This window comes from Megasphaera sp. AF13-6AC, assembly GCF_027685385.1.
GTDB classification, from domain to species: domain Bacteria; phylum Bacillota; class Negativicutes; order Veillonellales; family Megasphaeraceae; genus Megasphaera; species Megasphaera micronuciformis.
In genome coordinates, this window is record NZ_JAQCUN010000091.1 from 1 (window position 1) to 5512 (window position 5512).

The following is a 5512-nucleotide window of genomic DNA, read 5'->3' on the forward strand; positions in this document are numbered from 1 at the left end:
TTGAAAGGATTGATCGTAACGTCAACTTCCTCACTGTCCAGCACGCGTCTTCCCTGCGCATCCGCAACGGCTACGTCTGTAAAGACGACTTTCCCCGTAAGGGATATATGCATATCACTAAATGTCAGGGTGCCGTTTATTTTTTCATCGGCCAAGGACGTAATCATCTGCGGTAATCGGGGCCATAGAGCCGTGCGCATCCAAATAAAGGCGGCGCCGAAAACCACCAAAAAGATGATAACGACACTTGTAAACAAGCGGTGTCTCTTCATGAATGGTAACTCCCGTATTTCATCTATAGACAAAGAGAGAATTGCAGCAAACAATTCTCTCTCTTATGTATTTATAACTTATACATTCGTCGGAATAACCGCACCCGTACGAACGTCCATGCCCATCGCTTTTTCAAGAGTTGCAATGCCTACATTGTAGTCATAGAGAGCCTGAATGTTGTTCGTGCGAGCCTTATCCAAGTTTAGCTGAGCATCGAGAACATCCAAGTTAATCCCCACCCCGGCCTGATAACGAACCGTAGCGATTTTGAAGCTTTCCGTAGCCTGGTTTACTACGGTCTGGGTAGCTTGTACACGCTGCGCTGCACTGCGAATAGCAAGATATGCCTGTTTTACTTCGAGTTGTACGGCTTCGCGAATCTTCTGTTCATTTTCACGAGCCTTCGTAAAGGCTTCCTTAGCTTCTTTTGTCTTAGCCCTGGTGGCACCGCCGTCCCAAATGGGCAGGGATACGGTACCCTGGAGCTGCCAGCCTTTATTCTTAGTGCCCGGGAAGTCCGTGTCGAACCAGTTACGGCCTGCACCGACAGCTACGGTCGGGCGATACCCCGACTGAGCTATACCGATATTTTCATCCGCTTTTTCTACAGCTAAAGCCGCCTGTAATACTTCGGGACGATATTTCATAGCGTAGTCGAGAGCGTCTTCCAAAGACATATTGTATTCGTTAAACGGCAAACTGTGGTCCGCCAACTCCAACCGCGTATTAATAGGAAGTCCCAAAATATTATCTAAAGACGCTTCCGCATTGGCCACATTATTGGCTGCCGTTACGGCATCGGTCTTCGAGTTGGCCAAGGATACATCCGATGTCAGTACATCAAGTTTGGCAACGGTGCCGACGTTGTACTGTGCCGTTACATTACGAACGTGTCCTTCCAAATTCGTCACCGATGTATCATATACGTCTTTCAACTGTTTATACGCCAAGAGAGCGTAATATCCCTTAATGGCATCGAGTTTCGTCTGCTGTTCAACGCGCAGCACTTCTTCTTGTGCCGTCGTCTTACCCAACTTGGCAATTTCCGTCATGCCTTCTACCTTACCGCCCGTATACAAAGGAATGGACACACTGAGCCCGTTTGTAAAACGGTTACCGATTGTCGAGACCCCGGCAACACCCGTTTGCGACGAGCTGCGAGTAGCGGCAAAACTATAATTTACATTCGGCATCTTGCCGGCCCGTGCTTCGTTAATGGCATATTCAGCCGACTTCAAGTCATAGTGAGCCATTTTAATGTCCCGATTATAATCCAAGGCCATGCCTACTGTACGGGGCAATGTAAGCTGTACCGCTTCATTGCGAGGCACGCGACCGACGACGATAACCGGATCGGCCTCTTTCTTTTTAGCCGCTTTTTCAGCCCTTTTGGCCATATCCGCATGAATTTGTTGCGATAATTTTTCACGTAATTCAGGCGGCACATCGGATTTACGGCTGTCTGAAAGCTCTGCCGAAGCCGCATGTTTAATGACGTCCGTCGCATCGAAATGTTCCGTCGTGTCGGCTGCGCCCGCAGCGGCACTGATAGATGTAAGCATGATTGCTACCAAAATCTGCTTGGAAATTTTTTTATTCATTGCAAGACCTCCGTAACCGTATTCGGTCGTATTAGAAGACATAGTTAATCCCGTAATAATTACCGCCGTCAGATCTCGACATGGGGCGGGTAAATTGCCCCATGAGGAAGATGTGCGGATGAATCTGATATTGGGCCGTCAAACGATAACGCCAGTCGTTGGGGTCATACCCTTCAAGAGAAAAGCGAAACTTGCTGTGTGTAAAGAAATCGGCCCCTATACCGAACTTACCGTGTATCAACCCGGCCCTTGCGGCATAGTCTTTATAAGCTCTGCCGTATTGCAAATTAAGCTGCGTACCGTCTCCCACGTCTTCCGCACCGACAAGTGCGAAAGAGTCGCGACGGTATAACTTAAAATTTGCGCGACCGCTGACCTCATTTCTCGTATCATTATACAACATGCCGGCTTCGCCTTCCATGTTCATACCGCCACCTCCGAGCAGGCCGTTTACCTTTTCGGAAATCTGTGCCGTATTATGCAAGGTTTTCCGAATGTCCGCACTGCTCTGCGGGTCCGTGGCGATATTTTCCATCTCCCCCGCAATGACCGTAAACCGGTCCGTAATAACCTTGATATTTTCCAGGGAACTGCGCATATCGGCGCTCATCTTTCCGTCGCCGTCCATGCGTTGTACCGATTCATTCAATTGTCCCGTAATAGCCGCCATATTGGCCGTCATCTGCTGTACATTGCCGGCATTGGCCGCCAACATATCGTTTACATTGCCCGTAATTCCGGCAATATTTTGAATGGAGCCGCGCATAGCCCCCTGTGTCTTTTCGTCACCGATAACGGAATTGACGTTTTTCATCATGTCGTTTACGTTGTTCAGCAACTTATTGGCATTATCCATAACATCGTCAACCGACTTGACCTTATCGCCCTGTAAGGTTCCGCCGTCTGTCACTAAATGTTGCGTATCCTGTCCGGGCGTAATAGACACCAGTTTTTCACCCATAAGACCGTCCGTCGTAATGATGGCCTTGGAATCCTTAGGAATTTCCGTACCTTTTTTCAGCTTCAAGGTCACTTGCACCCCGTCTTTACCGGCTGTTACGGATTCCACCTTGCCGACGTTGACGCCTACGTAGCGCACGGTATTACCGGCCTGTAACCCGTTGGCATCACTGAAAGCTACGTGTACCGTAAGTCCCGACGAACGAAACAAATCTGCATGGGACAAGCCGACGACTACAAAGAATAATAAGAGTACGCCGACAACGGTCATAATTCCGACCTTGACTTCCGCCGTCATATTCTTCATTATCTCTCGCCCCCTTCTCGTCCTTCTTTACCGCCTGTAATGAAATAGCGAACTTTTTCATTCGTCGTATTTTTAAATTCTTCCGTTGTTCCTATCATTTCAAATCTTCCGTTTTCCAAATACACCATTCTGTCAGCTACTGAAAAGGCCGACTCCATATCGTGTGTAACGACGACCGATAAAGGGTGCATACTTTCCTGCATAGCCTTTATCAGACGACTGATGTCGTTGCTGCGCACCGGATCGAGACCCGCTGTCGGTTCATCGTATAAAATAATCTTCGGATTTAAGGCCACGGCCCTTGCCAGACTGACACGTTTTTTCATGCCCCCCGACAAGTCGTTGGGCATCATCTCTTCAATTCCGTCCAGCCCCACGGCGTGAAGCTTTTCGGCAACTATCTTATGAATCTCTTCTTCTTTCGTCTTTGTATGCTGCCTCAAACCGAAGGCCACGTTTTCACCGACTGTCATAGAGTCGAAGAGAGCCGAATACTGAAAGACCATACCCATATGGCGTCGAACTTCATCCATCTTTTCTTCCGAATAGTCCGTAATATCTTCGCCGTCAATGTATACCCTGCCGCTCGTCGGCTTTTGCAACCCCATAATAAGTCGTAAGGTCGTACTCTTTCCGGAGCCGCTGGCACCGATAACGGCCAGAGTCTCGCCGTCGTGAATATCCAAATTGACATGGTTCAAAATAATTCTGTCGTCATAAGCGACGGTTATATCTTCTAAACGTATCATAGGTCGCTCCTAGTATAAAATGACGGACAAAATATAATTCGTTATAAAAATAAAGATAATAGACGTAACGACGGATTTCGTCGTCGCCTGTCCTACCCCTTCGGCCCCACTCTTGGCGTGCATCCCTTCAAAACAAGCTACAAGGGCGATAATACCGCCGAAGACACCGGCCTTGATAAGACCGAAAAGGACATCACTGATTTCCGTAAAGAACTCGATGGAATGCATGTACGTGTAATCCGTAAGTCCCGCACTGAAAACGGCTACACAATAGCCGCCGCCCGTACCGATGAGATACCCGAAAAAGGTCAATAACGGCACCATAACCACACAAGCAACAAAGCGCGGCACGACCAGATAGGCTACCGGGTCCGTAGCCATACAGCGCAGGGCGTCAATTTGCTCCGTTACCTTCATCGTCCCGATTTCAGCCGTCATAGCCGCACCGACGCGGCCGGCTACGACAACACCTGTCAGAATGGGGCCTAATTCACGCCCCATGGCGACAGACATAATGCCGCCCAACGTTGACTGCGCTCCGTATCGCATGAGAATATCCACGATTTGCAGGGTCATAACCATGCCGGCAAAGAGCATAGTCAGAGCGACAATGGGAAATGAATCGACACCGAGGTGTGCCATTTGATTTATGGTCAAATCCCGACGAATACGGGGCATTTGTTTTATAGTTTGTCCGAAGAGAACGGAAATAACTCCGACTTCCTCGAAAATGTGCAGAGTAAAGCGTCCGATACGCTCCAATAGGTGTTGCAAAACTGCCTCCTTCAGACACTCTGTAACCATAGGTGGAAAACTATCGATAATTCTCCAGTTTTCATAAGGTTAATCATATCATGAACAAGAGTATTTTTCAAATGTTTTTCGCATTGAATCGCCGTTTTGAGCAGTTTTTTACGAAAAAAGGAACGGATAATATCCGCTCCTTTTTCGCTCTCATGAAAACTTATTCATCCTTTTCGTCCGTAGTCGGGTCGGCATCCTTGTCGCCATGATTCTTTTGAGCGTCCGAGGCTGTCTTATCTTTATGGGACGACGCATTTTTATCGCCGTTTTTACGGGCCTTCACATCATCCTTCTTCCCCGTTACGTCACTGTCTTCACCGTCCATCGATTCAACGAGACTGACTTGGCCGCTATGAGACTTTTTGCGCTTAGCCATCTCAGCATCCCGTTTGGCCGGTGTCATAACCTTAATGGTAATCTGCCCGTCGCCGTGAATAATATACGGCGTATCGACAACCGATTTGGCTTCGTCGTCATCGTCATGTTCGCTGAGAAGTTTCTTTTTCGGCTTCACCAGGGATTTGTCCGTTTCGACAGGTTCCTTCCCTTGAATCTTCAACTTCGCCGTTGTCGACTTTTCATCGTTGACCATGCTTACATTCTGTTCAAGGATTTCGATGACGATTTGGTTGTTTGAATCTTCTTCTTCGATTTTCTTTTTCAAGTCGGCGAAGTCCTTGTATGTTCTCAGGCGTTCAAGGATTTCATCCGTCAAATTATACTGCTGTTTCTGAATAAGGTACGGCAAAGGTACGATACCGCCGCCGCGTACTTCCAGAACCATGTCGCCCAGAGGCTGATCTTCCGGTACGACGAAA

At 48.1% G+C, this 5512-nt stretch carries 5 protein-coding genes and 1 pseudogene; all 6 read right to left on the bottom strand.

Annotated elements, in window-relative coordinates; all coding sequences use genetic code 11:
• Positions 1-272, bottom strand: a 272-nt coding sequence (locus PGX78_RS05915; RefSeq protein ID WP_270445868.1) for a hypothetical protein, incomplete at its 3' end; no start/stop codon positions are given.
• Between the two features lie 78 nt (positions 273-350).
• Positions 351-1874 (bottom strand): TolC family protein, encoded by a 1524-nt coding sequence (locus PGX78_RS05920; RefSeq protein ID WP_270445869.1) that lies wholly within the window; start codon positions 1872-1874, stop codon positions 351-353.
• Between the two features lie 31 nt (positions 1875-1905).
• The gene (locus tag PGX78_RS05925; protein WP_270445870.1) at positions 1906-3141 is read right to left on the bottom strand and encodes an MlaD family protein; all 1236 of its coding nucleotides are present in this window, start codon (positions 3139-3141) and stop codon (positions 1906-1908) included.
• Positions 3141-3890, bottom strand: coding sequence for an ABC transporter ATP-binding protein (locus PGX78_RS05930; RefSeq protein WP_006942115.1), 750 nt, complete (start codon positions 3888-3890; stop codon positions 3141-3143). Before PGX78_RS05930 ends, PGX78_RS05925 begins: the two co-directional genes overlap by 1 nt.
• A gap of 9 nt (positions 3891-3899) precedes the next feature.
• Entirely contained in the window at positions 3900-4694 is a 795-nt protein-coding gene (locus PGX78_RS05935; RefSeq protein WP_270445871.1) for an MlaE family ABC transporter permease, read from the bottom strand.
• A gap of 160 nt (positions 4695-4854) precedes the next feature.
• Positions 4855-5512 (bottom strand): annotated as a pseudogene (locus PGX78_RS05940) (SpoIVB peptidase S55 domain-containing protein); the annotation flags it as partial.